The 25,656-nt window shown below is 68.5% G+C and carries 22 protein-coding genes; 9 read left to right on the forward strand and 13 right to left on the reverse strand.

What is annotated here, in order from left to right:
• Nucleotides 1-53: 53 nt before the first annotated feature.
• The 6 genes from ligA to HUK68_RS09625 all read right to left on the reverse strand — a co-directional run bounded on the left by ligA (nucleotide 54) and on the right by HUK68_RS09625 (nucleotide 10,741).
• On the reverse strand, nucleotides 54-2,213 hold the full coding sequence (gene ligA, locus HUK68_RS09600) for an NAD-dependent DNA ligase LigA (protein ID WP_175503999.1): 2,160 nt from the start codon (nucleotides 2,211-2,213) through the stop codon (nucleotides 54-56).
• A 14-nt stretch (nucleotides 2,214-2,227) separates the two neighbouring features.
• A complete protein-coding gene (locus tag HUK68_RS09605) occupies nucleotides 2,228-3,490 on the reverse strand; it encodes a cell division protein FtsZ (protein WP_175504000.1) in 1,263 nt (420 codons plus the stop codon).
• A 20-nt stretch (nucleotides 3,491-3,510) separates the two neighbouring features.
• Entirely contained in the window at nucleotides 3,511-7,047 is a 3,537-nt protein-coding gene (gene smc, locus HUK68_RS09610) for a chromosome segregation protein SMC (RefSeq protein WP_175504001.1), read from the reverse strand.
• Between the two features lie 82 nt (nucleotides 7,048-7,129).
• A complete protein-coding gene (locus tag HUK68_RS09615) occupies nucleotides 7,130-7,477 on the reverse strand; it encodes a YnfA family protein (protein WP_175504002.1) in 348 nt (115 codons plus the stop codon).
• A gap of 25 nt (nucleotides 7,478-7,502) precedes the next feature.
• Nucleotides 7,503-9,890, reverse strand: a complete 2,388-nt coding sequence (locus tag HUK68_RS09620; RefSeq protein ID WP_175504003.1) for a putative bifunctional diguanylate cyclase/phosphodiesterase — start codon at nucleotides 9,888-9,890, stop codon at nucleotides 7,503-7,505.
• 167 nt (nucleotides 9,891-10,057) lie between these two features.
• Nucleotides 10,058-10,741, reverse strand: a complete 684-nt coding sequence (locus HUK68_RS09625; RefSeq protein ID WP_175504004.1) for an ABC transporter ATP-binding protein — start codon at nucleotides 10,739-10,741, stop codon at nucleotides 10,058-10,060.
• A 20-nt stretch (nucleotides 10,742-10,761) separates the two neighbouring features.
• Here HUK68_RS09625 and HUK68_RS09630 point away from each other — a divergent pair, with 20 nt between their 5' ends.
• A complete protein-coding gene (locus tag HUK68_RS09630) occupies nucleotides 10,762-11,415 on the forward strand; it encodes an arylesterase (RefSeq protein ID WP_244146303.1) in 654 nt (217 codons plus the stop codon).
• Between the two features lie 33 nt (nucleotides 11,416-11,448).
• On the opposite strand, the gene HUK68_RS09635 is transcribed toward HUK68_RS09630, so the two are convergent.
• From HUK68_RS09635 to HUK68_RS09650, 4 genes are all read right to left on the reverse strand, one after another.
• A complete protein-coding gene (locus tag HUK68_RS09635; protein WP_175502330.1) occupies nucleotides 11,449-11,640 on the reverse strand; it encodes a hypothetical protein in 192 nt (63 codons plus the stop codon).
• A 55-nt stretch (nucleotides 11,641-11,695) separates the two neighbouring features.
• Nucleotides 11,696-12,493, reverse strand: a complete 798-nt coding sequence (locus tag HUK68_RS09640) for a DUF2189 domain-containing protein (protein WP_175504005.1) — start codon at nucleotides 12,491-12,493, stop codon at nucleotides 11,696-11,698.
• A gap of 127 nt (nucleotides 12,494-12,620) precedes the next feature.
• On the reverse strand, nucleotides 12,621-13,856 hold the full coding sequence (locus HUK68_RS09645) for a PLP-dependent transferase (protein ID WP_175504006.1): 1,236 nt from the start codon (nucleotides 13,854-13,856) through the stop codon (nucleotides 12,621-12,623).
• Nucleotides 13,857-13,967: 111 nt separating this feature from the next.
• A complete protein-coding gene (locus HUK68_RS09650) occupies nucleotides 13,968-14,441 on the reverse strand; it encodes a BON domain-containing protein (RefSeq protein ID WP_175504007.1) in 474 nt (157 codons plus the stop codon).
• Nucleotides 14,442-14,587: 146 nt separating this feature from the next.
• Here HUK68_RS09650 and HUK68_RS09655 point away from each other — a divergent pair, with 146 nt between their 5' ends.
• Genes HUK68_RS09655 through HUK68_RS09670 form a run of 4 tightly spaced genes read left to right on the forward strand, consistent with a single transcriptional unit; the run spans nucleotide 14,588 to nucleotide 18,747 of the window.
• Nucleotides 14,588-16,282, forward strand: coding sequence for a SulP family inorganic anion transporter (locus tag HUK68_RS09655; RefSeq protein ID WP_434082465.1), 1,695 nt, complete (start codon nucleotides 14,588-14,590; stop codon nucleotides 16,280-16,282).
• Nucleotides 16,283-16,292: 10 nt separating this feature from the next.
• Nucleotides 16,293-17,084: a GGDEF domain-containing protein gene (locus HUK68_RS09660; protein ID WP_244146339.1), complete on the forward strand. Its 792-nt coding sequence runs from the start codon at nucleotides 16,293-16,295 to the stop codon at nucleotides 17,082-17,084.
• Nucleotides 17,085-17,094: 10 nt separating this feature from the next.
• On the forward strand, nucleotides 17,095-17,943 hold the full coding sequence (locus tag HUK68_RS09665) for a MinD/ParA family protein (protein WP_175504010.1): 849 nt from the start codon (nucleotides 17,095-17,097) through the stop codon (nucleotides 17,941-17,943).
• A gap of 42 nt (nucleotides 17,944-17,985) precedes the next feature.
• Nucleotides 17,986-18,747: a sulfurtransferase gene (locus tag HUK68_RS09670; protein WP_175504011.1), complete on the forward strand. Its 762-nt coding sequence runs from the start codon at nucleotides 17,986-17,988 to the stop codon at nucleotides 18,745-18,747.
• Between the two features lie 173 nt (nucleotides 18,748-18,920).
• Here HUK68_RS09670 and HUK68_RS09675 read toward each other — a convergent pair whose 3' ends face one another.
• Complete coding sequence (locus HUK68_RS09675) at nucleotides 18,921-19,346, reverse strand: DoxX family protein (RefSeq protein ID WP_175504012.1); 426 nt, start codon at nucleotides 19,344-19,346, stop codon at nucleotides 18,921-18,923.
• 233 nt (nucleotides 19,347-19,579) lie between these two features.
• Between HUK68_RS09675 and HUK68_RS09680 the strand changes: the two genes are divergently transcribed.
• The 4 genes from HUK68_RS09680 (at nucleotide 19,580) to trmB (ending at nucleotide 23,459) form a co-directional block, all read left to right on the forward strand.
• Nucleotides 19,580-20,518, forward strand: coding sequence for a LysR family transcriptional regulator (locus tag HUK68_RS09680; RefSeq protein ID WP_175504013.1), 939 nt, complete (start codon nucleotides 19,580-19,582; stop codon nucleotides 20,516-20,518).
• A 96-nt stretch (nucleotides 20,519-20,614) separates the two neighbouring features.
• The gene (locus tag HUK68_RS09685; protein ID WP_175504014.1) at nucleotides 20,615-21,733 is read left to right on the forward strand and encodes an NAD(P)/FAD-dependent oxidoreductase; all 1,119 of its coding nucleotides are present in this window, start codon (nucleotides 20,615-20,617) and stop codon (nucleotides 21,731-21,733) included.
• Nucleotides 21,730-22,710, forward strand: a complete 981-nt coding sequence (gene gluQRS, locus HUK68_RS09690) for a tRNA glutamyl-Q(34) synthetase GluQRS (protein ID WP_175504015.1) — start codon at nucleotides 21,730-21,732, stop codon at nucleotides 22,708-22,710. The genes HUK68_RS09685 and gluQRS overlap by 4 nt, the downstream gene beginning before the upstream one ends.
• Nucleotides 22,707-23,459 carry a tRNA (guanosine(46)-N7)-methyltransferase TrmB gene (gene trmB, locus HUK68_RS09695; protein WP_175504016.1) on the forward strand — a complete coding sequence of 251 codons (753 nt, stop codon included), beginning with the start codon at nucleotides 22,707-22,709 and terminating at the stop codon, nucleotides 23,457-23,459. Before gluQRS ends, trmB begins: the two co-directional genes overlap by 4 nt.
• A gap of 36 nt (nucleotides 23,460-23,495) precedes the next feature.
• On the opposite strand, the gene HUK68_RS09700 is transcribed toward trmB, so the two are convergent.
• Both HUK68_RS09700 and HUK68_RS09705 read right to left on the reverse strand, forming a co-directional pair.
• The gene (locus HUK68_RS09700; RefSeq protein WP_175504017.1) at nucleotides 23,496-24,614 is read right to left on the reverse strand and encodes an NADH:flavin oxidoreductase/NADH oxidase; all 1,119 of its coding nucleotides are present in this window, start codon (nucleotides 24,612-24,614) and stop codon (nucleotides 23,496-23,498) included.
• A 125-nt stretch (nucleotides 24,615-24,739) separates the two neighbouring features.
• Nucleotides 24,740-25,651 (reverse strand): LysR family transcriptional regulator, encoded by a 912-nt coding sequence (locus tag HUK68_RS09705; protein ID WP_175505796.1) that lies wholly within the window; start codon nucleotides 25,649-25,651, stop codon nucleotides 24,740-24,742.
• Nucleotides 25,652-25,656: the final 5 nt, after the last annotated feature.

Consider the following 25,656-nt stretch of genomic DNA (forward strand, 5'->3'; position numbering starts at 1 on the left):
TGAGTAACCGCGAACGACGCCTGGTTCCCAAGCCCGCCTGGCGCCGTCTTCCGCTACCTGCCTGCCAGCAGCGCCAGCAAGCCGTCCTCATCGAGCACCGGCACGCCCAGCTCCTCGGCCTTCGCCAGCTTGCTGCCCGCATCGGCGCCGGCCACCACATAGCTGGTCTTCTTGCTGACCGAGCCCGCCACCTTGGCGCCCGCGGCTTCGAGCAGGTCCTTAGCCTGGTCGCGCCCCATGGTCGGAAGCGTGCCGGTGAGCACCACGGTTTTGCCGGCCAGCAGCTGCGGCGGCTTTTCGGCCGGCGCGCCTTCGGGCCAGTGGATGCCGCATTCCTCGCGCAGCTGCCCGAGCACCTCGCGGTTGTGCGGCTGGTCGAGAAAGGTACGGATGCTGTGCGCGACGATGGGCCCGACATCGTTGACTTCAAGCAGTTGCTCCTCGCTCGCTGCGATGATCGCGTCGAGCGTGCCGAAATGCTTGGCCAGGTCCTTGGCCGTGGCCTCGCCCACCTGGCGGATGCCCAGCGCGAACAGGAAGCGCGCCAGCGTGGTCGACTTGGATTTCTCCAGCGCCGCCAGCAGGTTCTGCGCCGATTTCTCGGCCATGCGATCCAGCCCTGAGAGCTCTTCCAGCGTGAGACGGTACAGGTCGGGCAGCGTGCGCACCAGGTCGGCTTCGACCAGCTGATCGACCAGTTTGTCGCCCAGCCCCTCGATATCCATCGCACGCCGGTGGGCGAAGTGCAGCACCGCTTCCTTGCGCTGGGCGGCGCAGAACAGCCCGCCGGTGCAGCGGTGGTTGACCTGGCCCTTCTCGCGCAGCACATCGCTGCCGCAGACCGGACACTGGCGCGGCATGTGGAAATTCTTCACGTAGGGCGAGCGCGCCTGCTGGACCGGCGGCTGGGCCGCGGCATCGAGCAGCGCGTCGCTGGCCTCGGCGCCGACCGCCACGACCGCCACCGGCGGCACCACGCCCACGACCTCGGGAATGACATCGCCCGCGCGCCGCACGATGACCTCGTCGCCCACGCGCACGCGTTTGCGGCGCAGCTCGAACAGGTTGTGCAGCGTGGCATTGGTGACGGTGACGCCGCCGACGAACACCGGCGCGAGCCGCGCCACCGGCGTGATCTTGCCGGTGCGCCCGACCTGCACGTCGATGGCCTCGACGCGCGTGACCATCTCCTGCGCCGGGTACTTGTGCGCCACGGCCCAGCGCGGCTCGCGCGTGACGAAGCCCAGCTCGCGCTGCAGCGCCAGCGAATTGACCTTGTACACCACGCCGTCGATGTCGTACGGCAGGCTGTCGCGCGCCGCGCCCATGCGCGCGTGGAACGCGACCAGTTCGTCCGCCCCGTGCGCCAGGCTGACCTGCTCGGCGACCGGGAAACCCCAGGTCTTGAGGTGCTGCAGCATGCCGTAATGCGTGCCGAAGGCCGGGCCGCCCTGCGCCGCCGGCGTGATGTCGCCCAGCCCATAGGCAAAGAACGACAGCGGGCGCTGCGCGGTGATCGAGGAATCGAGCTGGCGCACCGCGCCCGCGGCGGCATTGCGCGGGTTCACGAAGGTCTTGCCGCCTTCGGCGCGCTGGCGTTCGTTGAGCGCCTCGAAGTCGGCGCGGCGCATATAGACCTCGCCCCGCACTTCGAGCACTGGCGGCACACCGGCGGGCAACACCTGCGGAATGCGGCGGATGGTACGGATGTTGTGCGTGACGTCCTCGCCGATGCTGCCGTCGCCGCGCGTCGCGGCCTGCACCAGGCGGCCGTTCTCGTAGCGCAGGCTCATGGCCAGGCCGTCGAACTTGGGTTCGGCCACGTACTCGACCGGCGCATCGCCCGTGTCCAGGCCGAGCTCGCGGCGGATGCGCGCGTCAAAAGCCTGCGCGCCGCTGGCCTCGGTATCGGTCTCGGTACGGATGCTGAGCATCGGCACCACATGCTGCACCGGCGCCAGGCCGGCCATGACGGCGCCGATCACGCGCTGCGTGGGCGAATCGGGGGTCACCAGGTCCGGATGCTTGGCCTCGAGCGCCTCGAGGCGCCGGTAGAGCCGGTCGTACTCCGCATCGGGCACGCTGGGCGCGTCGTTCACGTAATACTCATGCGCCCAGATGCGCAGTTGCGCGCGCAAGGCGTCGATTTCGGCGGCCGGGCCGGGCGCGGGCTCGGCCTCGGGCGCGGCAAACAGATCCAGATTCTTAGGCATGCATTCTCAAACTACTAACTGAACAACCGCCGCGCGAGCATCGAGCCGGCCGACAGCTCGCGGCTGTCGAGCTGGTCGTAGAGATGCTCGAGATCGGCGGCAATCGGCTCGACCACCGACACCGGCAGGGGATGGCCGTTCTGGTCGCAAAGCACGCCTTCCATGCTCTGGCACAAGCCGTCGGCCACTTCGCGCAGGCGCGCGAACGGCTGCTCGCTGCGATGCACCTGCGGCACATCGAGACTCAGCAGGATCTCGAGAATGGCCGACTGGTCGATATCTTCGGCCATCGCGGCCTGCGCGTCATACGCCAGCACCAGCAGCGGCTGCCCGCCCGCGGCCGACGGCAGCGCCATGCGGCCCGGCATGGACAGCGGCACGAAGCCCAGGCGCGCGGCGTTCTGCACCACGTAGCCGGGACTCCAGGCGGCCTGGCGCGCGCGCAGCATGAACGTCAGCTGGGCATCGTGCTCGCTGGCGAACTGGTCGAGTTCGCGCGCGCGTGCCACTTCCTGCAGCATGTCGGGCAGATCGACCGAGCCGCTGACCGCATCGGCAAATGCCTGGGCCTTGGAGGCAAACTCGGAGAACTCGATCTCATTGAGCGCGCCCATGCGGTTGGCCAGCTGCACGCCGGCCTGGAACGCGGTGTAGCGCGAGCCCGCCTGCAGCGGCTCCCACTGGCGCGTCTTCTGGTTCAGGCCTTCGATGCGAAACGGCTTGCTGCCCGCGCGCCGCGTGGTCGGCTGCACCTGCAGCGCGCCCTCGCCGGGAATCACATGCTCGGGCTGGATTGGTGCAATGGCGTCGATCAGCGCATCGAGGCTGGGACGGCGTTCGGGGGGAATGTGCGCGGCTTCGGCGGCAAACGCCGGCTCCGCCGGCACGGCGGCGGGCGTGGCCGCAGCCGATGCGGCCGCCGCTGCCGGTACGGCTGTCGCCACGGGCGCGCCGTCGGCCGGGGCCTCCTCGCCCAGCGCGGGCTCGCGCCGCTGCGCCGGCGCGCTCAGGTACTGCTCATGCACCTGGGCCTGGGCCAGCGGCACGGTCTGCGGGCCCACGGGCTCGGGCGCATGGCCGCCATGCGTGAGATCGAGCGCGGGTTCGTGGCGCTCGGTGAGGTTGTAGGGCTGGTGGTGTCCGGGCAGGCCGGCTTCGTCCTCCTCGGGCTGGGCGCGCTTGGGCGCGTTGCGCCGCGCCGCCCAGCTGTTGTACGCGACGATCAGTGCCAACACCACGACACCCAGAATGGCCAAACTGATTTGCAAGGTACTCATGTGAATCCGTCAACGAAAAATTAAACCGCTTCGGCCATGTGCAGCGCAGACTCCATATCGACCGCCACGATGCGCGACACGCCTTGCTCCTGCATTGTCACGCCAATCAGCTGCTGCGCCATCTCCATGGCAATCTTGTTGTGACTGATGAACAGGAACTGGGTTCCCTGGCTCATGCTCGACACCAGCTTCGCATAGCGCTCGGTGTTGGCGTCGTCCAGCGGCGCATCGACTTCATCGAGCAGGCAGAACGGCGCCGGGTTGAGCTGGAAGATCGCGAACACCAGCGCGATCGCCGTCAGTGCCTTCTCGCCGCCCGACAGCAGGTGGATGGTCTGGTTCTTCTTGCCCGGCGGCTGCGCGATCACCTGCACGCCCGAATCGAGGATTTCGTCGCCGGTGATCACCAGCTTGGCTTGCCCGCCGCCAAACAGCTCGGGGAACATGCGGCCGAAATGCCGGTTGACGGTGTCGAAGGTGCCCGACAGCAGGTCGCGCGTCTCGGCGTCGATCTTGCGGATCGCGTCTTCAAGCGTGTTCATGGCCGACGTGAGGTCTTCCATCTGCGCATCGAGGAACAGCTTGCGCTCGCTCGCGGCGTTCAATTCGTCGAGCGCCGCGAGGTTGACCGCGCCCAGCGCCGCGATATCGCGGTGCAGCCGGTCGATCTCGCCCTGCATGCCGGGAATGCGCACATTGTTTTCGGCAATCGATTGCGCGATCGCGGCCAGGTCGGCCTGGGCATCGGCGAGCAGGCCGTTGTATTGCTCCAGGCCCAGGCGCGCGGCCTGCTCCTTGAGCTGGAACTCGGTGATGCGCTGGCGCAGCGGCTCCATGGCCTTTTCAAGCTGCTGGCGGCGCTCGTCGCTGCCGCGCAGGCGGTTGGTGAGCTCGTCGTATTCGCTGCGGCGCTCGCCCACGGCTTTCTCGCGCTCCATCTTCAGCGCCAGCGCATCCTGCAGCCCGCCCTGGGCGGCGGCGTCGTTGAGGCGCGTCTGCTCGTCCTGGGCGCGCTGCTGTTCATCCGCCAGCGCGCGCATCTGCTGGGCCGCGGTATCGATGCTGCGGCTGAGTTCGGCACGCCGCGCCTGCAGGCTGCGCTGCGAGAAGGTGGCTTCCTGGGCCTGGCGCTCGAGCGCGCGCAGCTGTTCGCGCGATTCATTGAGACGGCGCTCGGCTTCGAGCACGCGGTCGCCGAGCTGCGCGTGGCGTTCCTGGCTGTCGGCCAGCTGCATGTCCAGCTCCTCGAAGCGCGCTTCGGCGGCGATGCGGCGCTCCGCGATATCGCCCAGCTGGGCCTGCACCTCGTCGAGGTCGGCGCTGATCTGCGCATTGCGCGCCCGCGCCTGTTCGGCGAGTTGGCCCAGCCGCAGCACTTCGACCTGCAGGCCATGCGCGGCGTTCTTGCTCTCGGCAGCTTCGCGGCGCGCACCGACCAGCCGCTGCGAGGCATCGGCATAGGCGGTTTCGGCGCGCACCAGCGCACTGCGCGACTCATCGCTGATCAGTGCCTGGGCCCGGGTTTCCTTCTCCAGGTGCTCGATTTCCTGGGCCCGCGCGAGCAGGCCCGATTGCTCCGAATCCTGGGCATAAAAGCCCACGCTGTGGGCAGTGACCGCATGCCCGCTGGGCGCGTAGATCACTTCGCCGGGCTGCAGCGCGGCACGCCGGTCGAGCGCCGCGTCGAGCGTGGCCGCGGTATAGCAGCCCTGGAGCCAGTCGGCCAGTACGGCCTGCAGCGCGCCGTCGCTCACGCGCAGCAGGGACGACAGCGGTGCGAGTCCGTGCGCACTGGCCTGGGCCGGCTGGGGCGCGGCGTCAGCCGTGCTGTAGAACGCCAGGCGCGCGGGCGGCGCATCCTGCGCGCCCGCGCCGAGAAACCCGCGCACCATGTCGAGCCGGCCCACGGACAAGGCGCCCATGCGCTCGCGCAGCGCGGCTTCGAGCGCATTTTCCCAGCCGGGCTCGACGCCCAGCCGGGTCCACAGACCGGCCAAGCCGTCGAGCCCGTGCTTGGCCAGCCAGGGCTGGAGCTTGCCGTCCGTCTTGACCTTTTCCTGCAGCGCCTTGAGCGCCTCCATGCGCGCCGCGAGTTCGGCCTGGCGCGCGCCTTCGGTGTTTACCGCCTGCTGGCGCGCGCGCCGCTCTTCGTCGAGCTGCGGCACGCTGTCTTGCAGTTCCAGCAGCTGGGCTTCGGCAATCTCGGCGGTTTCCTGCGCGGCTTCGAGCTGGCCGCGCAGCTCGGCCAGCCGCGCCTCGTCGGGCACGGCCAGCGCATTGCGGTCGGCGCGCAGGCGTTCGTCGCGCGCCTGGAACTGGCGCTCCTGCTCGCCGAGGCTGCGCTGCTCGGCGGCCAGCACCTGGATCTGCTGCTGCACCTGCACCACCAGCGCGCGCTGCTCGCCATCGTTCTTTTGCGCCAGGCGCAGCGCGTCTTCGAGATCGGGCAGGCGCTGGGCCTGCTCCTCGAGCTGGGCGGCCAGCATCTCGGCCTGCTCCTCGGCATCCATGCCCGCGCCTTCGAGGTTCTCGATCTCGATCTCGGCTTCCTCGCGCCGCCGCGCCCAGTCGGCGAGCTGCTCGGCCAGCTGCGCCAGGCGCTGCTGCACGCGCTGGCGGCCCTCGACCACATAGCGGATCTCGGCTTCGAGCTTGCCGACTTCGGCCGTGGCTTCGTAGAGCTGGCCCTGGGCCTGGTTCACCGCGTCGCCCGCGGTGTAATGCGCCTGGCGGATGGTCTCAAGCTCGGCTTCGATATGCCGCAGCTCGGCCACGCGCGCTTCGAGATCGTTGACCGCCTGCAGGCCTTCGATGCGGACCTTGTCCTGCTCGGCCTCGGACTCGGCGCGCTTGAGGAACCACAGCTGCTGCTGCTTGAGCGTGACGCTGGCCTGGAGCTGGTTGTACTGCGCCGCGACCTCGGCTTGCTTCTCCAGCTTCTCGAGGTTGGCGTTGAGCTCGCGCAGGATGTCTTCGACGCGCGTGAGGTTCTCGCGCGTGTCGGACAGGCGGTTTTCGGTCTCGCGCCGGCGTTCCTTGTATTTCGAGACACCCGCGGCCTCTTCCAGGAACAGGCGCAGCTCTTCAGGCCGAGATTCGATGATGCGGCTGATCGTGCCCTGGCCGATGATGGCGTAGGCGCGCGGGCCCAGGCCCGTGCCGAGGAACACGTCCTGCACGTCGCGCCGGCGCACCGGCTGGTTGTTGATGAAGTAGCTGCTGTTGCCGTCACGCGTGAGCACGCGCTTGACGGCAATCTCGCCGTATTGGCCCCACTGCCCGCCCGCGCGGTGGTCGCTGTTGTCGAACACCAGCTCGACGCTGGAGCGGCTGGCCGGCTTGCGGTGCGTGGTGCCGTTGAAGATCACGTCCTGCATCGACTCGCCGCGCAGCTCGCTGGCCTTGCTCTCGCCCAGCACCCAGCGCACCGCATCCATGATGTTGGATTTGCCGCAGCCGTTGGGCCCGACCACCCCCACCAGTTGGCCCGGCAGCAGGAAATTGGTCGGCTCGGCAAAGGATTTGAAGCCGGACAGCTTGATCGAATTGAGGCGCACAGGCGTGGAGTGGCAGCGTCGTGGAACAGGCCCGCATGATACCGCGCCCGCCCTGGGGCGCAGAGCACGATTCGCGCGCGCTTCAGCCCGCGCGCGGCGCGAAGGCGATGATCGACATGCCGGCCAGCGTCACGGCCGCGCCCAGCAGGTCCCAGCGCGAGGGCTGGATGCCATCGACCAGCCAGAGCCAGACCAGCGCCATGCCCACATACACGCCGCCATAGGCCGCATAGACGCGTCCCGAGGCGTCGGGATGCAGCGTCAGCAGCCAGGCAAACAGCGCCAGGCTCGCAGCCGCGGGCAGCAGCAGCCAGGCGCTGTGGCCCTGCCGCAGCCACAGCCACGGCAGATAGCAGCCCAGGATCTCGGCCAGCGCGGTGGCCACGAACAGCAGGAAGGTCTTGATTTCAGGCACGCCGCAGTATGCCATCTGCCCGGCGGCGCGATTGTCGGCGTCAATGGCCCGGAATCTGCCGTGCCGCCCATTTGCGCGCCAGCGCCTCGAACTGCGCCATGGGCACGGGCGGGCTCAGCAGATAGCCCTGCCAGGCATGGCAGCCATGCTCCTGCAGGAAAGCGCGCTGGGCCTCGGTCTCCACGCCCTCGGCAATGACGCGCAGCCCCAGGCTCGTGCCCAGCGCCACGATGGTCTTGGCGATGGCCGCGTCGTTCGGGTCGGTGAGCACGTCGCGCACGAAGCTCTGGTCGATCTTGAGCTGGTCGAGCGGCAGGCGCTTCAGGTAAGCCAGCGACGAGTAGCCGGTGCCGAAATCATCGAGCGAGAAGCCCACGCCATGCTGCTTGAGCTGGACCATCTTCTCGATGGTGTCGTCGATGTCGGTGAGCAGCAAGCCCTCGGTGAGCTCGAGCTTGAGCCGCGACGGCGGCGCGCCGCTGAGCGCCAGCGCGGCCAGCACCTGGTCGACGAACTGCGCTTGGTAGAACTGGCGCGGGCTGACGTTCACCGCGACCACCATCTGCGCCATGGCCGGGTCGTGCGCCCAGCGCGCGAGCTGCTCGCAGGCGGTATGCAGCACCCATTCGCCCAGCGGCACGATCAAGCCGCTCTCCTCGGCCAGCGGAATGAAATTGGCCGGTGAAATGAAGCCCTGGCCCGGATGGCGCCAGCGCAGCAGGCCCTCGGCGCCGATGATGCTGCCGCCTTCGACCTGCGGCTGGAAGAACAGCTCGAACTGCTGCTGCGCCAGCCCGGTGCGCAGGTCCTGCTCCAGCGTGGCGCGCTCGCGCACCACCTGCTGCATGCGCGGGTCGAAGAACTGCAGCGTGTCGCGGCCGGCCTTCTTGGCCTGGTACATGGCCAGGTCGGCGCGGCGCAGCAGCTCGTCGACCGTGTCGTCCAGGCCCTGGAACACCGTGGCGCCAATGCTCACCGTGGCATGGCAGTCCTGGCCGTCGTCGAGCACATACGGCTGGCGCAGCGCCTGCAGGATGGTCTGGCCGACCTCCTGTGCCATGGCCGCGACCTGCACCGGATCCTCGCCCAGATCTTCCAGCACCACCACGAATTCATCGCCGCCCTGGCGGCCCACGGTATGCGCGCCGTCGACCGAATCGCGCAGACGCGTCGCGACCTGGCGCAGCAGCGCGTCGCCCTGGTCGTGGCCGCGGGTTTCGTTCAGCGTCTTGAAATTGTCGACATCGAGCATGAGCAGCGCACCCGAACGCTGGCGGCGCGCGCCCGCGCCCAGGGCCTGCTGCAGCCGGTCGAGCAGCAGGCGGCGGTTGGGCAGCTGGGTCAGCAGGTCGTAGAACGCAAGGTAGCGGATCTCTTCCTCGGCGGCCTTGCGCGGGCTCAGGTCCTCGAGCGTGATGAGGTACTGCCCGTCCATGGCCACGCCGCCGATCTCGACGGTGCGCGCCGTGCCGTCGCGGCACACGATCTGGTACTCGGCGGGCTGGATCCTGCCATCGAGCGCACGCGCCCGCATCTTGGCGGACTGCAGCTGATCGCAGGCCTGCTGGCGCTTTTGCGCATCGGGATAAGCCTTGTCCCACCATCCGGCGACGCTCGTGACGTCGGCCTCGGTATAGCCGCAGGTGTGGACGAAGCGGTCGTTGCGGTAGACGATCTCGTCGGCCTCGCTGACGATGGCCAGCCCCACCGGCAGTCGCTGCAGCACCGCGCGCAGCCGTTCCTCGTTCTCGCGGTGGTGCTGCTCGAGGCGCCGGCGCTCGGTCACATCCTGCACCACGCCCAGGTTCAGCGACTGGCCGCGCAGGCCGCGGCCGATCGACGACGCCGTTTCCTCGACCCAGATGATCGAGCCGTCGCTGCGGATCAGCCGCAACTCATGTTGATATTCCTGAATTTCGCCGCGCCCCAGGCGCTGCATCAGCGTCGCATGCTCGGCACGGTCGCCGGGATGGATGAATTCGCTGAAGCGCCGGCCCGGCAGCGCCTCGAGGGGCAAGCCCAGCAGGCTGGCGTAGCGCTGGTTGACCTGCTCGAACACGCCGGTCTCGGCATCGAGCTGCACCACGCCGACGGCGGCCTGGTTGAACAAGGCCTGGATGCGCTGATCGCTATGGCGCGCCCGGGCCTGGGTACGGGCCTGCGCATACGCCTCGCGGCGCCGGCGCAGACGGCGCACCGTCGCGGCGGCGAGCCCCAGCGAGACCAGCGCGCCCACGAGCATCACCAGCCAGGGCAGCAGCGGCTGCTGGCGCACCGCCACGCGCACGCCGGCGCCGCCGAGCGCCTGAGGGACCAGGATCAACGCAGCGCCGAGCGCGGCACTGAGGCACAAACCCACGACGAAAACCACCACGCCCGGCACAAAAATGCGGTGCTTCTTCGACAGGCACGGAACGGGAAAGGTCATGGGAACATAAGCGCGCCGTGGGAATCCCGGAGGTTCACAACGTCAGACGATTAGAGAAGCTATGAATCCAATAGCTTGTCGAGCATAGCTGTTTTTTCAGCGGATCCGGATCAGACGCTCACGATTTGAACGCTGCTGTTACATACAAGCGCCTGCCAGCGCCATTTTCACGCCAGCAAGCGCCCGTTTTCCACCGTCAGGCGGCGGTCGCAGCGCGCGGCAATCGCGCGGTCGTGCGTGACCAGCACCAGCGTCGTGCCGCGCTCGCGGTTCAGGTCGAACATCAGCTGCATCACGGTCTCGCCCGTGGCGAAATCCAGGCTGCCCGTGGGCTCGTCGGCCAGCAGCAGCGCCGGCTCGACGACGAATGCGCGCGCCAGCGCCACGCGCTGCTGCTCGCCACCCGACAGCAGCCGCGGATAATGGCCCTCGCGCTGGGCCAGCCCGACGCGCGCCAGCATCTCGCGCGCACGCTGGCGCGCGGCGCCATGGCCGGCGAGCTCGAGCGGCAGCATCACGTTTTCCAGTGCGGTCAGATTGCCCAGCAGCTGGAAGCTCTGGAATACGAAGCCCAGCTTTTGCGCGCGCAGCGCCGCGCGGTCGTCCTCGCTCAGCGCAAACAGGTCCTGCCCTTCAAGACGCACCGTCCCGGAGGTCGGCGTATCGAGGCCGGCAAGGATGGACAACAGCGTGCTTTTGCCCGAACCCGAGGCGCCGACGATGGCCACGCTCTCGCCGCGCGCGAAAGTGGCGTGAACATCCCGCAGAATGTCGAGCGAGCCCGTTGAATCCGTGACCGACTTGGAAAGATGGTCGATTTCTAGCAAAGGGGAAGTTGAAGGTGCAGGCATATCAAGACGAAATGAAGGGCATGGAACTGGGACCCGCCGCACGTGCCCGGCGGCACTGGCTGATGGCGGCGCTGGCATTGCCTGCAGCCGGCGCAGCCGCGGCCGCGGCCGCAACGCCGCCGGTGATACTGGTGCTGGGCGATTCGCTGAGCGCCGAATACGGCCTGGCGCGCGGCGAGGGATGGGTGACTCTGCTGCAGCAGCGCCTGGCAAAAAGCATGCCCGCGGCGCGCGTGGTCAACGCCAGCGTGAGCGGCGACACCACCTCCGGGGGACGCGCCCGGCTTGCCAGCCTGCTGCGCCAGCACAAGCCCACCGTGGTGGTCATCGAGCTCGGCGGCAACGATGCGCTGCGCGGGTTGCCGATTTCAGGCACGCGCGACAATCTGCTGGCGATGACCCGTGCCAGCCAGGATGCGGGCGCGAAGGTGTTGCTGCTGGGCATGCAGGTGCCGCCCAACTATGGCGGCGCCTACGGCCGCGATTTCAGCGCCGTGTTCCCGGAAGTCGCGCGGCAGACCAAGGCGGCCTTGCTGCCCTTCCTGCTGGCCGGCATTGCCGATGCGCCGGACGCGATGACCTGGTTCCAGGCCGACCGCATCCACCCCACCGCCAAGGCGCAGCCACGCATGCTGGACAACGTCTGGCCGCATCTGCAGCCGCTGCTGCGCTGACCTGCAGGCCGCTGCCGCCACGGACGGTGGCGCTCAGTTGCCGGCGTCGGGCGCAGGCGCGTCGCCCGCGGGCGCAGCGTCGTCGCCCGGAGCGACATACGTCGCGCCCGAGTGCTCCGACACATCGCTCTTGCGTTGTTCCTTGGCGCGCTCCTTGTCCTGCTTTTTCTGCTTCTTGGCGAGCTCGCGTTGCCGTTTTTCGTATCCGTAGTTGGGTGTTGCCAATGTTCTCTTTCGTTGATTTGAAGCTCACCTACTGTACCAGCCATCGCAGCCGGATTCAGTTTGGCGCCGCCGGGGAGTCCGCACACACCGCATGGCGGTAGGCATGCCAGCTGGCACAGCCCAGCATCGGCCCTGCCAGCAGCAAGCCCGCGCCGCGCATCCACCAGAGGCTGGCGCCCACCATCAGCGCGATCAGCGCCGCCCACAGCAGCATCACGCCGGGATGCGCCGCGACGACACGCACGCTGGTGATGCACGCCGTGAGCGCATCGGTGTCGCGGTCGAGAATCATCGGCAGCGCGACCACCATGCCGGCAAACGCCCTCCCGGCGAATACCCCGCCCACGACCAGGTACACGGCCAGGAACTGCCAGTGGTCGGGATGGAACACCGCCTGCAGCACGCCGGCCGTGCTCGGCATGCCGGCATTGAAGAACACCGCGAACACCACCATCGAGGCCCGGCCCCAAAGCAGTTCCAGCACGACCAGAACCAGCACCAGCATGCCCATGCTGGGAATGCGCGTATCCCATGCGGTGATCGACCGCCCCAATTCCGGCCGCTGGCCCGACTCCAGGCGCCGGCTGGCGTCGTACAGCCCCATGGCGAGGAACGGACCGAGCAGCAGGCAGCCGCTCGCCAGCGACATCACATACTCGGGACGGGACCGCAACACCCAGCCCATGAGCGCCGCCATGGCCCAGAAACAGCCGCCAAAAAACAGGGCAATGCCGGGCGCGGCGCGCACATCGCGCCAGCCCAGCGCGAGCCAGTGAAAAGGGTCGTTCCAGCGCAGCGGGCGAAGCGCTGCCCCGGCGCCGGGTGCAGGAACTGGAACCGGTGAAATCTGCATGGCGGTAGCCCTCCCGCACGCGCGCCGGACCGGCGGACCAGCGCACGCACTGGCACCACCTTAGCGCCGCAGCCGGCGCCCGGCATCCAGGGAACCACCAACCTGCGAGGTCGGCGCCCCCCTGCGTTCAGCGCGCCGCAAACGCCGCGACCAGCGCCTGTGCCAGATCGGCGCGCAGGTCCTCGAGCGCTTCAAGGCCAATGTTGAAACGCACGACCGTGCCCGGCTGCAGATGCGCGCGCGAGCAGGCGCGCATGGTCTCGATCTCGTAGGGCACGACCAGGCTGGCCGCGCCGCCCCAGCTGTAGCCCAGCTTGAACAGCCGCAGGCTGTCGCAGAACGCATCCACCTGGGCCTGGCTGAAGCGCGGGTCGATGACCACGCTGAACAAACCCGCGGCCGCGCCCTGCCCGGCATTCGCGCCGCCGCACAGCTGCTGCCACTGTTCATGGCCTGGCGACCCCGACAACGCCGGATGCAGCACCTGGACCACTGCCGCCTGCTGCTGCAGCCAGCACGCGAGTTCGCGCGCCGTGGCGTCGTGGGCGCGGTAGCGCAGCGCGACGCTGGGCAGGGAGCGCAGCACGGTCTCGGTGTCATTGCCCGATACGCCGATGCCCAGCCGCATGTGGGTGAGCTTAAGGCGCAGGTGCAGCGCCTGGTCGACGGTGATGACGCTGCCCATCAGCACATCGCCGCCGCCGCTCGGGTATTTGGTCAGTGCGTGGACCGAGATATCCACCCCGAGCCGGCGGCTGCCGTCGCCGTCGAGATCGAAGGGCTGGAAGGCCAGGCCCGCGCCCCAGGTGTTGTCCAGCGCCGACACGACGCCGCGCTCGCGGCAAAGGCGCACCATCGCCGGCAGATCGGGAAACTCCATGCTGACCGAACCCGGCACTTCGAGCCAGACCAGGCGGGTGCGCGGCGTGATGCGCGCGGCCAGGTCCGAAAGGTCCAGGGGATCGTAATAGGCATGCGTGATGCCCCACTGCGCGAGTTCGGCCTCGGCCAGCGACTTGTTCGGGCCATAGGCATTGTCGGGAATCAGCACTTCGTCGCCGGTCTTGAGCAGCGCCAGCGCCACGCAGGCGATGGCTGCCAGGCCGCTGGGCGCGAGCAGGCATTGCTTGCCGCCTTCGAGCGTGCACAGCCTTTCCTCGAGCTGGTAGGTGGTGGGCGTGCCGTGCAGGCCGTAGGTGTAGCTGCTCTTGTCCAGCCAGCGGCGCGCGCGCATCGCCGCCACATTGGGAAACACCACCGTCGATGCCTTGTGCACCGCAGGCTGCAGCGCAACAAAGTCCGAGGGTGGCTGGTAGGAGTGGTGGACCAGACGCGTGGTCAGGTCGGAATTGGCTTCATTCATGGGCCAATGGTAGCGCCGTGGGATGGCGCTTCAGCCTGCCCACGGCGCTGGTCTGGCCTATCAGCCCAACTGCATATGGCGCAAGGCGCCGCTGCCAGGCCACCAGCGAGATTAACGCGCCTGGACGGTCAGCAGATTGTTGACCGAGGCCACTCCCTTCACGCCCTTGGCGATCTCTTCGGCGCGGGCCTTGGCGGTGTCGCTGGGTGCCGTGCCGTTGAGCGTCACGGTGCCGCCCTTGGTATCGACATTGATCTGCAGCGCGCTCAGTTCGGGGTCCTTGACCAACGCAGCCTTGATCTCGGCGGTGGTGGTGGCTTCGCCAGCCGCATCCATCACATTGTTGGCCGCATTGCTGGTGGCATCGCCCACGCGTGCCGCACCTTGCTCGATGCGGGCACCGGCATTGCTGGCCGCCTGTTCGGTGCGCTGCTCGGCGTTGCTTGCCGCCTGTTCGGTGCGCGACACGGCGGAATCAAGGCGCTGGCCCGCGGTCTGTTCGTCGTTGCGGTTGCACGCCGTGAGGCCGAGTGCCAGGGTGGTCACGGCAAGGATGGAAAGAATGCGTTGTCGTGGCTGGATCATTTGATGGCTCCTGTCGCAAGGCATCCCCTGCGTGTTGTTAATGACGAAAATGTAAATGCGCCATCCCGCCAATGTCGTGGGAAGCTGCCGAACCCGGCGTAGGACAGTCGCCCTAAGCTGCGCCGCGCTGCAGCACAATGCTGTCCATGCTCAATCTCGCGCGCTGGTTCCCGTTTCTTGCCTGGCCCCGTCCCACCTCTGCCCTGCTGATGGGCGAATTCATGGCCGGCATGACGGTCGGTCTGATGCTGCTGCCGCAGGGCGTGGCGTACGCGGCGCTGGCCGGCATGCCGCTGGTGACCGGCATCTACGCGTCGCTGATTCCAGCGCTCGTGGCCGTGCTGTGGAGCGCCTCTCCGCGATTGGGCGTCGGACCAACCGCTCTGACCAGCCTGCTGATCGGCGCCTCGCTGATGGGCCTGGCCGAGCCTGGCAGCGCCCATTGGGTCAGCCTGGCGGTATGGATCGCCTTGCTGTCGGGCCTGCTGCAGTGCGCGCTGGGCGCGCTGCGCGCGGGCTGGCTGCTCAATCTGGTGACCTCGCCCGTGCTCAACGGCTTCACCCAGGCCGCGGGACTGTTGATCCTGGCCTCGCAGCTTCCGGCCCTGATGGGGCTGCGCACCACCTGGAATGCGTTTCTGTCGGACCCTTCCCTGCACCATTTCGACCTGCGCGCCGCAGCCATCGGACTGGGCAGCGTGGTCCTGCTGCTGGCGCTCAAGCGCTGGCGCGCGGGCTTCCCTGCGGCCATGCTGGTGGCCGCAATGGCCGGCGTGCTGAGCTGGGCCATCGGGTTTGCCGACAGCGGCGGCGACGTGGTCGGCACGCTGCCTGCGGGGCTGCCCAGCCTGCATTGGCCGCAATGGCTCGAAGCCAGCGAGTTTGCGGCGCTGATCATGCCGGTGCTGGTGATCTCGCTGGTGAGCTTCCTGGAGACCGCGTCCAGCGCCCAGGCCGAGCATCAGCGGGCCGGCACGCGCTGGAACGAGAACCAGGACCTGCTGGCCCAGGGCATGGCCAAGATCAGCGCCGGACTCTGCGGCAGCTTTGCCACCAGCGCCTCGTTCTCGCGCTCGGCAGTGAACCTGATGGCCGGCGCGCGCACCGGCTGGGCCACGGTGTTCGCCATCGGCTTCGTGTTTGTCGTGCTGCTGTGGCTTACACCCGCGCTCTACCACGTCCCCCAGGCCGCGCTCGCCGCGATCGTGGTCACGGCGGTACTCAATCTGATCCGGCCGCAGACCATGTTCCGGCTATGGCACATCTCGCGCACCGAAGCCTGCATCGGCCTGGCCACCTGCGCCTTGACGCTGGCGACCGCGCCGCGGCTGTACTGGGGCGTGCTGGCCGGAATCGTGATGGGCTTGTGCCATTTCCTGTACCAGCGCCTGCATCCGCGCATCATCGAGGCCGGGCTGCATGCCGACGGCAGCCTGCGCGACCGCCACCTGTGGCACTTGCCGGCGCTGGCGCCCGGCGTGCTCGCACTGCGCATGGATGCGGAGCTCGACTTCGCCTCGGCGCGCGCGCTGGAGCAGCGCATCGTGGACCAGCTGGGCGCGCATCCGGAAATTCGCCATCTGTGCCTGCTGGCGCAGGCGATCAACCGCATCGACATCACGGGTGTGGAAACCTTTGCGCGCGTGCGTGGGCTGCTGCGCCAGCGCGGCGGCACACTCCACGTCAGCGGCCTCAAGCTGCCGGTGGAAAACTGCCTGCGCCGTGCGGCTGCGCTGGTGCCCGGGCCCGACCTGGCGCTGTACCGCACCGATGCCGAGGCCATCGGCGCGCTGCAGCAGCTACCCAGCCGGTGCGAGGCTGGTACACTCTCGCAACACTGATTTGCAATTTGTGACTGGTTCCGCGGCCCACCAATCTGTCTTCTTGCGCGACCTGCGCTTGTCAACGGCACATAGCCTGGTAACCCAGGCTGGTGCGCCGGGCTTCGCGCTGCCCAATGAAACCCCGACCCGCTACCTCCAGGCGGTCATCGACGGCCTGTGCGAACTGTCGCTGCGAGACCCGCTGACGGGCCTGGCCAACCGCCGCCATTTCCGCACCGTGCTCGAGCGCGAGATCGACCGCATGGCGCGTTCGGGCGAGGCCGCCCTGCTGCTGATGCTCGACATCGACCACTTCAAGAAGATCAACGACACGCACGGTCATATTGCCGGCGACATCGTGCTGCAGTCGGTGGCGCGCACGCTGGTGGGCTGCGTGCGCCCCATGGACACGCTGGCGCGCTACGGCGGCGAGGAATTCGCCATCGTGCTGCCCTCGTGCCAGGCGGCCTACGGCACCTCGATTGCCGAGCGCATCCGGGAGGCCGTCGAATCCACGCTGATCCGCGTATCGCCGGCCCTGGACCTGAACGTCTCCGTCAGCATTGGCGGTGCCTATGCCCTGCAATGGATACGCAGCACCACGCAGCTGTGGATCGAACGCGCGGACAACCAGCTCTATCAGGCAAAATCCGCTGGCCGAAACCGTATCTGCATCGAAGAGCAACCCGACAGCACCGTGAGTGCAGAAGAAAAAAGCATGTTGTTTGGCCCCATGTCCCTGTTCCTCCATCCGACGCAGGCCGATCCTGTGGCGGCGGCTGCGGCCGATCCCATGGACCCGGCGGACGGCGGCCGTTGAAGGCAGAGCAATGACCGACGCTGTGCTGCCATCCCACCCAGCCATTCCCACCACCACGCCGATGGGCGAGGCGGTGCGCACGCGCCCGCAGCCGCGCGCCAAGATCATTGCGATCACCAGCGGCAAGGGCGGCGTGGGCAAGACCTTCGTATCCGCCAATCTCGCCGCCGCATTGACGCGCCACGGTCTCAAGGTGCTGGTGCTCGACGCCGACCTGGGCCTGGCCAACCTCGACGTGGTGCTGAACCTGTTTCCCAAGATCACGCTGCACGACGTTTTCACCGGCAAGGCCGCGCTCGAAGACGCGGTGCTGGCCGGCCCCGGCGGTTTCTCGGTGCTGCTGGCCGGCTCGGGCATGGTCGAGTACTCGCATCTCACGCCCGAGATCCGCGCCAAGTTCCTGCAGGTGGTCGAGGCCATGGCACCGCGTTTCGACGTGATTCTGCTCGACACCGGCGCCGGCATTTCCGATGTGGTGCTGTTTTCGGTGTCCATGGCCGATGAGGTCATGATCGTCGCCACGCCCGAACCCACCTCGCTGACCGATGCCTATGCCGCGATCAAGGTGCTGGCCACGCAGCAAAAGCGCCAGCACATGCGGCTGATCATCAACCAGGCCGTGCGCCCCGGCGACGGCCGCGCCATCACCGGCCAGCTGCAGCAGGTGCTCAACCGCTTCGTCACCACCGAGGACGGCCAGCCGGTGCGCCTGCTGCACATGGGCGACATTCCGGCCGACCCCGCGGTGCGCGATTCGGTCATGCGCCGGCAGTTGCTTTTGCAAGCCACGCCGGGCTGCGCCGCCGCGCTTTCCGTGGCCCAGCTGGCCAACAAGATCAAATCGATGCTGACGACCTGAGCACCGGCCGCGCGCTGCGCCGCCCGTCCAGACATTCCTACCGTGACCGACATTCTCAATATCTCCTGCTACAAGTTCGTGGCACTTCCCGACGCCCACGCGCTGCGCGACACGCTGGCCGAGCGCGCGCTGGCCGCCGAACTCAAGGGCACCATCCTGCTGGCCGAGGAAGGCATCAATTTCTTCCTCGCCGGCCCGGCCGAACGCGTGCATGGCTTTGTCGATGCGCTGCGCGCCGACCCGCGCTTCGCCGACCTCGCGCCCAAGGAGAGCTGGTCGCAGGACGTGCCGTTTCGCAAGATGCTGGTCAAGGTCAAGCGCGAGATCATCCGCATGGACCATCCCGCGATCAAGCCGGCGCTGGGCCGCGCTCCATCGGTGAGTCCGGCGCGCCTGCGCCAGTGGCTGGAGCAAGGCCATGACGATGACGGCCGGCCCGTGGTCACGCTGGATACGCGCAACGACTTCGAAGTCGACGCGGGCGCGTTCGAGTCGGCCATCGACTGGCGCATCGCCAAGTTCACCGAGTTCCCCGGCGCGCTGGCTGCACACCGCGCCGAACTCCAGGACAAGACCGTGGTCAGCTACTGCACCGGCGGCATCCGCTGCGAGAAGGCCGCGATCCTGATGCGCGAGCAGGGCCTGGAGCATGTCTACCAGCTCGAGGGCGGCATCCTCAAGTACTTCGAGGAAACCGACGGCGCGCATTACCGCGGTGGCTGTTTCGTGTTCGACGGGCGCCGCGTGCTCGATGCCGGGCTGGACACCGTGCCCACAGAGCAATTGCCGCCTTCGGCAGGCTGAGGACCGGACCTAGGGATCGTCTGCATAAACCTCGCGAGACGGTGGCAGCGCGGATCGGCATGGGCCGCAAGGCGCCTTTTTGCAGCCAATAGCCAAGCTTTGGCAAGAAAAGCAACGCCGCGGACCGCCCGAGCCGCGCTGCCAACGGCCGCAGGGATTTGTGCCGAGGGTCCCTAGCGCACGGCGGGAACCAGCGGCCGGCGCGCGTCCAGGCTGTATCCGCCGGGGCCGAAGGCCGCAAACGCCAGCAGGCCCCCGGCGGCCGCCAGGTTCTTGTAGAACAGCATCTGCTGCATGGTGGCCTGGTCGGCCGGCAGACCCCAGAACTTGTGGAAGAAAAAGCTTGCCACCAGGGTGAACAGCGCCAGCGCAAAGGCCGCCCAACGCGTCTGCCAGCCCAGCAGCAGCGCCAGGCCGCCGAAGAGTTCCACCAGCAATGCAATGGCCACGGCAATCTGCGGCAGGGGCATGCCGGCGGACGCCGCATAGCCCACGGTGCCGGCAAAGCCGGTGAGCTTGCCCACACCCGCGGGAATGAACAGCAGCGCCAGCAGGATACGGCCCAGCAGAGCCAGCAGATTTTGCGTAGAAGCACCCATGGAGATCCCTCTCTTTGCCGGTCTGCGGTGCGTGGAGGATTCCGCTGCAAGCCGCGGGCCGGTACCTGCGTGGTGCAGGACCGATGGCGCCCATTGTGGCCATGCAGCACCTGCGTCGCTGTCAGCTTTATTCCTCTCATGGCAGGCCTGGCGCAGTTCGGGTTCGGGCTGCATTTGCAGCCGCCGGCGCAGATTTGCTGGCATCATTCAAATCCTTTGAACCGAGCCCTTCGATGTCCAGCCCCCGTGATGCACTGACCCCCGACAGCCTTGCCATGCTCCAGGTGATCGCCGACACCGGCAGCTTTGCCGCGGCCGCGCGCGCGCTGGGCCTGGTGCCCAGTGCGCTCACCTACCGCGTGCGGCATATCGAGGAAGCGCTCGACGTACTGCTGTTCGACCGGCGTTCGCGCCAGGCCCAGCCCACCGAGGCCGGGCTCGAGCTGCTGCGCGAAGGCGCGCGGCTGCTGCTGGACATCGAAACCGTGGCCCACCGCGTGCGCCGGGTCGCCACCGGCTGGGAGCCGCAACTGACCATCGTGGCCGACGAGGCGCTGGCACGCGGCCCGCTGTTCGACCTGGTCGAGGCCTTCTACGCGCTGGAGCCGCCCACGCGGCTGAAACTGCGCGACGGCATCCTGAGCGGCACGCTCGAGCCGCTGAGCACCGGCCGTGCCGACCTGGCCATCGGCGTGGCCGTCAACGCCAGCAACGTCGCAGGAATCCAGTTGCAGGAACTCGGCGAGATCTCGTTTTGCCTGGCGGTGGCGCCGCACCACCCGCTGGCCCAGGTGCCCCAGCCCATCGGCGACGACACGCTGCTCCAGCACCGCGTGGTGGCCGTGGCCGATTCGGCCCTGCGCGATACCACCAGCATCGGGCTGCTCGGCGGACAGCCGGTGCTCACCGTGGACAGCATGGCCGCCAAGGTCGAGGCCCTGGTGCGCGGCCTGGGGTATGGGTTCCTGCCGCACGGCATGGTGCGCGCGCATGCCGACGCGGGACGGCTGCTGGTGCGCTCCGTCGTGCGCCCGGCGCGCACGCTGCGCGCCCACTATGCCTGGACCACCTCGGGCCATGCGAGCCCCGGCCGCGCGCTGCAGTGGTGGCTGGAAAAACTGGCCCATCCCACGACCCGCGCGGCATTGCTGGAAAACCATCAGGACCTTTGAGTGCCGCGCACGCGTGCGAAGGGTGTAGAGTCAATCCACGGTTGAGGCTGCACGCGACCGCTGAATTTGCCATCTCCAGTATCCGAAAGGCCTGTCATGACTGCTACGCGCACGTTCCGTCCCCCCGCCTCCACACCCACCGCGGCGCAGCACCCGCGCCGCGCGCGCCATCGACCGCAGACCATTGCCATCATCGGCGCCGGCATCGCGGGCCTGGCCTGTGCGCGCACGCTGGTGCAGGCCGGCCACCAGGTCAAGGTGTTCGAACAGGGCAGCACGGTGGGCGGGCGCATGGCGGTACACATGACATCGCATGGCAGCTTCGACGCAGGCGCGCAGTATTTCACCGTGCGCGATCCGCGTTTCGAGCAGGTGCTGGCGCTCGACCCCCAGCTGTGCCGCCCCTGGAGCGCAACGACCATCCGCGTGCTCGACAGCGCCGGCCGCGTTGCCAGCGCCGTGCCGCCGCCGCGCGAGTCGCATTGGGTGGCCACGCCCCACATGCAAAGCCTGCCCGAGGCCTGGGCCAAGCCGCTGATCGCTGCCGGGCGCGTGCACCTCCAATGCCGCGTGACCGCGCTCGAGCGCGACCGGCTCGAGGCCGGGCGCTGGCAACTGCAGACCGAGGACTCGCTCGACCCTTCGCAGCAGACCGTGCATGCCGGCTTCGATGCCGTGCTGCTGGCCCTGCCCGCGCCCCAGGCGCGCGCATTGCTGGCCCCTACCGGGCTGGCCGATCTGCACTGCCAGGCCCTCGAAGACATCGACATCGCGCCCTGCTGGACCCTGCACTTGACGTTTGCGCAAGCGCAGCAGCCCGGCCTCACGACGCTGGGCCCGCACTGGAACGCCGCGCGCAGCACCCACCACCGCATTGCCTGGCTCGCCCGCGAATCGTCCAAACCCGGGCGTTCGTCCACCGAGCGCTGGACCGTGCAGGCCAGCCCCGCCTGGTCGCAGGAGCACCGCAATGACGACGCCCCGCGCATCCAGGCCAAGCTGCAGAAGGCCTTTGCCGAAATCACCGGAATCCACGCCACGCCCAGCCATGTCAGCAGCCGCTTCTGGCCCTACGCCCAGACCATGAGCACGCTGGGCCATGCGTTTCTCTGGAACCCCAAGACCGGCCTGGGCGTCTGCGGCGACTGGTGCCTGGGAGCGCGCGTCGAAGATGCGTTTGTATCCGGCCTGGAGCTGGCCTTGAAAGTGGCTTGACGACCTTGCCGACCGCGACGACTTCCTCCTATGTCGGGCGCTTCGCGCCCTCCCCCACGGGCCCGCTGCATGCGGGCTCGCTGGTTGCTGCGCTGGCCAGTTGGCTCGATGCACGCGCGCACCAGGGGCGCTGGCTGGTGCGCATCGAAGACATCGACCCGCCGCGCTGCATGCCCGGTGCCGATCGTCTGATCCTGCAGCAGCTCGATGCCTGCGGCCTGGTGCCCGACGATGCGCCGGTATGGCAATCCGCGCGCGGCGCGCTGTACGAGCGCGCGCTGCAGCGGTTGCTGGAGCGGCAGCTGGCCTACCCCTGCGCCTGCACCCGGCGCGACATCGAACTGGCGTGGGAACAAATGGGCCTGGCGCGCGAGCGGCATATCGAGCGGCCCTACCCTGGCACCTGCCGCTGCGGCTTGCAGGGGCGCCCCGCGCGCGCCTGGCGCTTTGCCACCGAGAAAGCCGCGCGCCGGCAGCAGCCGTTCGCCGGCCTCGGGGCGCCGCAATGGGACCCGGCCGACGGGCGGCTGCTGTGGCATGACCGCCGGCTGGGAGCGCAGTCGCAGGATCTCGCGCAGTCCGTGGGCGATTTCGTGCTGCGGCGTGCCGACGGCCTCTGGGCCTACCAGCTGGCGGTGGTGGTCGATGACGGCGACCAGCAGGTGAGCCACGTGGTGCGCGGCGAAGACCTCACCGACAACACCCCGCGCCAGATGCTGCTGCAGCAGGCGCTGGGCCTGCCGACGCCCGCCTACCTGCACACCCCGCTGGTGCGCCGCGCCGATGGCGAAAAGCTGTCCAAGCAGCATGGCGCGCGCTCGATTGACGTCTCGACGCCCGCCGCGAGCCGCGCGGCGCTCGACGCAGCGGCCGCGGCACTGGACCTTCCGGTGGCCGATTGCACCCACAAAAACCGGGCCGATGCGCTGGCGCTGTGGGTTGCGGCCTGGCGAGCTAACTACAATCACGCCCTGTGAACGAACACCAAACCAACGCGGCCGCTCCCGGCCCAGACGCCCCCCAAGACGCCACGCCCGGCTCGGCCCCCGCCGGCGTGGTCCATCCCCGCACCATCAAGAGCTATGTGCTGCGCGCCGGCCGCACGACGATCGGCCAGGCCAAGGCCTATGCCGAAGTCGGGCCGCAGTTCCTGCTGAACTACCAGGCCGCCCCGCTGGACGCGGCGGCCGTGTTCGGCCGCAGCGCGCCGCTGATCCTCGAGATCGGCTTCGGCATGGGCGAAGCCACGGCGCACATCGCGCGCGTGCGCCCCGAAGACGACTTCCTGTGCTGCGAGGTGCATGAACCCGGCGTCGGCGCGCTGCTCAAGCGCATCGGCGAGCAGGACATCCACAACATCCGCATCCTGCGCCATGACGCGGTGGAGGTCATCGACAACATGCTGACCGAAGGCAGCCTGGACGGCGTGCACATCTTCTTCCCCGACCCCTGGCACAAGACCAAGCACAACAAGCGCCGCCTGGTGCAGTCGCCGCTGATCGCCAAGCTGGCTTCGCGCCTCAAGCCCGGCGGCTACCTGCACTGCGCCACCGACTGGGAGCCCTATGCGGTGCAGATGCTCGAAGTGCTGTCGGCCGAGCCGACGCTGGCCAACACCGCCGAGGCCTATGCGCCCCAGCCCGACTACCGCCCGCTGACCAAGTTCGAGAACCGCGGCCTCAAGCTGGGCCACGGCGTGTGGGACCTGGTTTTCAAGAAGGTCTGAAGCACGGGAAGTCGCGTTGACTTCCCTGCGCCGGTCTTACTGCGCCGCCACCTTGCCCGCGCCGCGGTAGCGCTCGAGCCAGTGGGCGTAGGGCGCGGGCAGCGTCCAGTCCGGGCGCTCGACCTGCAGCGCCTGGGCCAGCGCGTACGGATAGTGGGGGTTGGCCAGCATCGCGCGGCCGATCATCACCAGGTCCATCTGCTGCTCGGCCACCACGCGTTCGGCGTCCTGCACATTGTCGATGCCCCAGCTCGATGCCACGGGCAGCCCGGCCTCGCGCGCCACGCGCTGGGCAATCGGCGCGAGGAACGCCGGCGTGCCCCAGGGAATCTTGACGTCGGGAATCACGAAGTTGACGCTGACGTTGAGCAGGTCCAGGCCGCGTTCGCGCATCTGTTTGACCAGTTCGATCGACTCCGCCAGCGTTTCCTCGTCCTTGCCGTCGAACTCGATCACGCCAAAGCGCGCCGTGAGCGGCAGGTTCTGCGGCCAGACTTCGCGCACGGCGGCCAGCGTCTCGAGCAGGAAGCGCGCGCGGTTGTCGAAGCTGCCGCCATAGGCATCGGTGCGTTGGTTGGAATGCGCCGAGAAAAAGCTCTGCGCCAGATAGCCATGCGCGAAATGCAGCTCCAGCCACTCGAACCCGGCATCGCGCGCGCGCCGCGCCGCCGCGACGAAGTCGGCCTTGACGCGCACGATGTCGGCCAGCGTCATCTCGCTGGGCACGCGCGGCAAGCCGCCGCCAAATGCAATCGCCGACGGCGCAATCGGCTGCCAGCCGCGTGCGTCGCCCTCGGGAATATGGTCATCGCCATCCCAGGGCCGGAAGGCGCTGGCCTTGCGTCCCGCATGGCCGATCTGGATGCCGGGCACGGCACCTGCAGACTTGATCGATGCCGCAATGCGCGCCAGCCCCTCGGCATGCGCATCGCTCCACAGGCCCAGGCAGTCGGGCGTGATGCGGCCTTCGGGCGACACGCCCGTGGCTTCGACGATCACCAGCCCCGCGCCGCCGCGCGCAATCGACGGGTAGTGGATCTGGTGCCAGTCGTTGGTGAATCCATCGACGGCGCTGTATTGGCACATGGGCGGCACGGCAATGCGGTTGCGCAGCGTGACATCCTTGAGGGTGAACGGGGAAAACAGGGCAGACATGTTCTTCTGGGAGACTGAAGGGGAAAGGGAAAGATGCGGCAGCAGAATTTCTGCAGCAAGGCCGCACATGGCGCCACGCTGAAATAAATCAAATGCTGGAAATTTATGATCCCCATCACGCCGTGCTATGACAGCGGCGGCTGGCGTTCGGCGCAGGTGCGAAACAGCAGGTCGCGCAGCCAGCGGTGCGCGGGATCATGGTGCGTGCGCCCGTGCCACACTGCACACTTGGTGAAGCCCGGCACGTCAAGCGGTGGTTCGGAAATCACCAGTCCCGGCTGGCCCTGTACCAGCCGCGCGGGCAGAATGGCCACCATATCGCTGGCGCGCAGCAGATCGGGCAGGATCAGAAAGGACTTCACCGAAAGCGTGACTTCGCGCCGCTGGCCCAGCCGTTGCAGCGCATCGTCCGTGACGCCGTGGAAACCGCCGCCGTCATACGACACCAGCGCATGGTCCAGCGCGCAGAACTCTTCCAGCGTCAACGCCTTTCCCGCCGCCGGGTGGCCGCAGCGCAGCACGCAGACATAGCGTTCGCGGAACAACGCGCGCGCATGCAACTCGGGAGGCGTCTTTTCCGGCGTCAGCAGCGCCAGGCCGATCTGCCCGCGCTCGAGCTGTGCGGGCGTCTGGCCGTTCTCGACCGGCACCAGCGCCACGCGGATATGCGGCGCCTGCGGCTTGAGCGCGGCGAGAAACGGCAGCGCAATCGCGCGCAGCGCGTAGTCGGTCGAGGCAATGGTGAAGGTGAAGCGCGCCGTCGACGGATCGAACTGCGGCGGCTGCAGCAATGCGTCAATTTCGGCCAGCACCTGCTGCAGCGGCAGGCGCAGGTCGAGCGCGCGCTGCGTGGGCACCATGCCGCGCTGGGCGCGCACGAACAGCGGGTCGCCAAAGCTGTCGCGCAGCCGCGTCAGCATGCCGCTCATCGCCGGCTGGGTCAGGCCCAGGCGCGCGGCGGCGCGCGTCACGCTGCATTCCTGCAGCAGCGCGTCAAGCGCCCTGAGCAGGTTGAGATCGAGGCTGCGCAGCGAAATGGCGC

It is taken from the genome of Comamonas antarctica, assembly GCF_013363755.1.
Taxonomy (GTDB): Bacteria; Pseudomonadota; Gammaproteobacteria; order Burkholderiales; family Burkholderiaceae_C; genus Comamonas; species Comamonas antarctica.